Raw genomic sequence first — 4,419 nt, forward strand, 5'->3', positions numbered from 1 at the left:
GCGCCCGGCCGACCGCGAACGCATCCTGCTGAAACTCGCCGACCTGATCGAAGCCGACGCCGAAACGCTCGCGCAGCTCGAAACGCTGAACCAGGGCAAGTCGATCCACGTGTCGCGCGCGATCGAGGTTGGCGCGAGCGTCGAATACGTGCGTTACATGGCCGGCTGGGCCACCAAGATCACCGGCCAGACGCTCGACGTGTCGATCCCGTTCCCGCCCGGCGCGCGCTATACGGCCTATACGCGCAAGGAGCCGGTCGGCGTGGTCGCCGCGATCGTGCCGTGGAATTTTCCGCTGATGATCGCGGTGTGGAAGCTGATCCCCGCGCTCGCGGCCGGCTGCACGATCGTGCTGAAGCCGTCGCCGGAAACGCCGCTCACCGCGCTGCGCCTGGCCGAGCTCGCGCTCGAAGCCGGCGTGCCGCCCGGCGTGTTCAACGTCGTCACCGGCGGCCGCGTGTGCGGCGCCGCGCTTTCGAGCCATCCGTCGATCGCGAAGATCTCGTTCACGGGCTCGACCGCGACCGGCAAGCTGGTCGGCGCGGCGGCCGTGCAGAACATGACGCGCTTCTCGCTCGAACTCGGCGGCAAGAACCCGATCGTGATGCTCGACGACATCGACGTCGCGCAGGCGCTCGACGGCGTCGCCGCCGGCGCGTTCTTCAACCAGGGGCAGGTGTGCGCGGCCGCGTCGCGCATCTATGTGCATCGCAGCAAGTTCGCGCAGCTCGCCGACGGCCTCGCGGGCATCGCGCAGTCGATGAAGCTCGGCGCGGGGCTCGACACGACCGCGCAGATCAACCCGCTGGTCTCCGCGCACCATCGCGACAAGGTCGTCCAGCACATCGAAGGCGCACGCCGCGCGGGCCTGACGTTCCTAGCGGGCGGCACGCCGGCCGACGACCTGCCCGGCTACTACGTGAAGCCGGCCGTGATCGCCGATCCGCATCCGGACAGCGCGATCGTGCGCGACGAAGTGTTCGGCCCGGTGATCGTCGTCGTGCCGTTCGACGACGCGGCCGACGCGGTGCGCCTCGCGAATGCGTCGCCGTACGGGCTCGCCGCGAGCCTCTGGAGCAACGACCTGAAGCGCGTGATGAACCTCGTGCCGCAGATCGAGGCCGGCACCGTGTGGGTGAACTGCCATATCCCGCTCGACCCGTCGATGCCGTTCGGCGGCTACAAGCAATCGGGCATCGGCCGCGAATTCGGCCAGTACGCGATCGAAGGCTTCACCGAAACCAAATCCGTCTGCATCGCGCACTGACGCGCGACATGAACCCCGAATCCGGAGCCTGAAAGACTCCGGTACAAACGATCCGACAGTGGAGACTGCAATGAGCTACAACGAAGCGAAATTCTGGCACCCGATGCTGCACCCGAACGAAATGAAGCAGCGCAAACCGATCCGCATCGTGCGCGGCGACGGCTGCTACGTGTTCGATGAAGAGGGCCGCAAGCTCGTCGACGGCGTCGCGGGCCTGTGGAACGTGAACGTCGGCCACAACCGCCAGGAAGTGAAGGACGCGATCGTGCGCCAGCTCGACGAGCTCGAATACTTCCAGCTGTTCGACGGCATTTCGCATCCGCGTGCAGAGGAGCTGTCGAAGAAGGTGATCGACATGCTCGAACCGGAAGGGATGCGCCGCGTGCTGTACAGCTCGGGCGGCTCCGATTCGATCGAGACCGCGCTGAAGATCGCGCGCCAGTACTGGAAGGTGCGCGGCCAGGCCGACCGCACGAAGTTCATCTCGCTGAAGCAGGGCTATCACGGCACGCACTTCGGCGGCGCGTCGGTGAACGGCAACACGGTGTTCCGCCGCAACTACGAGCCGAACCTGCCGGGCTGCTTCCACGTCGAGACGCCGTGGCTGTACCGCAACCCGTTCACGCAGGATCCGGAGGAACTCGGCCGGATCTGCGCGGAAATGCTGGAACGCGAGATCCAGTTCCAGAGCCCCGACACGGTCGCCGCGTTCATCGCGGAGCCGATCCAGGGCGCGGGCGGCGTGATCGTGCCGCCGGCCAACTACTGGCCGCTCGTGCGCGAGGTGTGCGACCGTTACGGCGTGCTGCTGATCGCCGACGAGGTCGTGACGGGCTTCGGCCGCAGCGGCAGTATGTTCGGCAGCCGCGGCTGGGGCGTGCGCCCGGACATCATGTGTCTCGCGAAGGGGATCTCGTCGGGCTACGTGCCGCTCGGCGCGACGGTCGTGAACGCGCGGATCGAGGACGCGTTCGCTGCGAATGCCGACTTCGGGGGCGCGATCATGCACGGCTACACGTATGCGGGCCACCCGGTTGCATGCGCGGCCGCGATCGCGAGCCTCGACATCGTCGTGAAGGAAGACCTGCCGGCGAATGCGGCGAAGCAGGGCGCGTATCTGCTCGAAGCGTTGAAGCCGTTCGCGGAACGCTTCGCGGCGGTCGGCGAGGTGCGCGGCAAGGGGCTGATGCTCGCGCTCGACCTCGTTGCGAACAAGGACACGCGCGAGCCGATCGACCCGCTGTCCGGCTACGCGAACGCGGTCGCGGAAGTCGCGCGCGAGAACGGCGTGCTGGTGCGCCCGGTCGGCACGAAGATCATCCTGTCGCCGCCGCTCGTGATCCAGCGCGAGCAGCTCGACCGGATCGTCGACGCGCTCGCGGCAGGCTTCGAGGCCGTGCCGTTCGCGTGATGGCGTGATCGCGTGACGGTACGCCGGCGGCGGGCAGCGCGGCTGTCGCCGGTTTGCCGATTTGCGCTATGACCGGATTATTTTGCCTGCGTATTTTTTCGACATCGGATCGAGGTGTGATTGACAGGGGGCCCGGGGATCGAAGCGCTGAAGCGCCGTCCCGGGCCGACCGCATAGCCATGGAACCCCGGCCGCCGACGAAGCGGCGGCCGGGGGCGACACAGGAAGGAGACAAGGATGTCGGGATGGTCAGGAGTTACCGGCGCAGCGGGCGACACGCCCGCCGGCACGCCGGCTGAAGCGGGTGGCGGCACGGCGCTGAACGCGGGTGCGGTCGGTTTTCCGACCGCGCTGGCGAGCGCCGTCGGCCTCATCATGGCAAGCCCGGTGATTCTCACCGCGACGTCGGGCTTCGGGATGGGCGGCTGGGCGTTCGCGGTCGCGATGATCATCGCGTTCGTGATGATGCAGGCGCAGGCGACGACCTTCTCGGAGGCCGCCGCGATGCTGCCGACGGCCGGCTCGGTTTACGATTACCTGTCGTGCGGGCTCGGCCGCTTCTGGGCGATCACCGGCACGATCTCCGCGTATTTCCTCGTGCACGTGTTCGCCGGCACGGCGGAAACGATCCTGAGCGGCATCATGGCGCTCGTCAATTTCGAATCGCTGAATGCCGCGTTCGAGAAGCACAACAGCTCGTGGCTCGTCGGCGTCGGCCTCGTCGTCACGTTCGCGATCACCAACATCATCGGCATCAAGGTGTTCAGCAAGCTCGAGATCGTGCTGACGGCCGGCATGTGGCTGTCGCTGATGATCTTCGGGATCCTCGGGCTCGCGGCCGCGCCGGCCGTGCATCTCGACGGCTGGTTCGGCGGCTCGGAAGTCGGCACGTCGATTCCGGCCGTGCTGTCGCTGGTCGGGATGGCGATGTTCATGTTCGTCGGCTGCGAGTTCGTCACGCCGCTTGCGCCGGAGATGAAATCGCCAGGCAAGACGATTCCGCGCGCGATGGCGCTCGGCCTCGTCGGCGTCGCGATCTGCATGTTCCTGTACGGCGCGGCGATCCGCCGCCAGGTCGCGAACGTGCCGGTCAGCCCCGACGGCCTCACGCACCTGCTCGACACGCCGGGCGCGATTCCCGCGTTCGCGCTGCAGGTGCTTGGGCCCTTCGGCCGCGTGTGGTTCGGCATCGCGTTCCTGTGCGCGGGCGCCGCGACGATCAACACGCTGATGGCCGGGCTGCCGCGCATCCTGTACGGGATGGCGATCGACGGCGCGCTGCCGCGCTGCTTCGCATACCTGCATCCGCGCTTCAAGACGCCGGTGGTCGGCATCGTCGCGGCGGCGATCGTGCCGATCTTCCACGCGTGGCTGATCAACGGCAATCTCGACAGCATCCTGCACCTCGTGCTCGCCGCGACCTGCGCGTGGGGTACCGCGTACCTGCTCGTCACCGCGTCGGTCGTGATGCTGCGGATTCGCCGCCCGGACCTGCCGCGCCCGTACCGTTCGCCGCTGTTCCCGCTGCCGCAGATCGTGTCGAGCGTCGGCATCATCCTGGCGATCTGGTACATCACGCCGCCGGGCATGAACGCGCGCGACATCTACGTGCCGTTCGGCGCGATGCTCGGGCTCACCGCGCTGTACGCGCTGTTCTGGACGCTCGTCGTGCAGCGCCGGCATCCGTTCAAGCCGGTGCCGGTCGAGGAAGTGCTGCGCAACGAGCACGTCGCATCGTGAA

General features: G+C 67.7%; 3 protein-coding genes. All 3 read left to right on the top strand.

Annotated elements, in window-relative coordinates:
* Positions 1-1,267 (top strand): aldehyde dehydrogenase family protein (locus JYJ84_RS29405; protein ID WP_205189824.1); only part of this gene is annotated, 1,267 nt, incomplete at its 5' end.
* A 70-nt stretch (positions 1,268-1,337) separates the two neighbouring features.
* Complete coding sequence (locus JYJ84_RS29410) at positions 1,338-2,678, top strand: aspartate aminotransferase family protein (protein ID WP_122947574.1); 1,341 nt, start codon at positions 1,338-1,340, stop codon at positions 2,676-2,678.
* Positions 2,679-2,915: 237 nt separating this feature from the next.
* Positions 2,916-4,418: an APC family permease gene (locus JYJ84_RS29415; RefSeq protein ID WP_174960604.1), complete on the top strand. Its 1,503-nt coding sequence runs from the start codon at positions 2,916-2,918 to the stop codon at positions 4,416-4,418.
* The last annotated feature ends 1 nt before the right edge of the window (position 4,419 follow it).

Origin of the sequence: Burkholderia sp. LMG 13014 (assembly GCF_905232215.1) — a bacterium.
Lineage (GTDB): Bacteria > Pseudomonadota > Gammaproteobacteria > Burkholderiales > Burkholderiaceae > Burkholderia.

Excerpts from the sequence above, each read along its gene's own strand:
- JYJ84_RS29410 (WP_122947574.1), top strand. The coding sequence starts at position 1,338 with ATGAGCTACAACGAAGCGAAATTCTGGCACCCGATGCTGCACCCGAAC.
- JYJ84_RS29415 (WP_174960604.1), top strand. The coding sequence starts at position 2,916 with ATGTCGGGATGGTCAGGAGTTACCGGCGCAGCGGGCGACACGCCCGCC.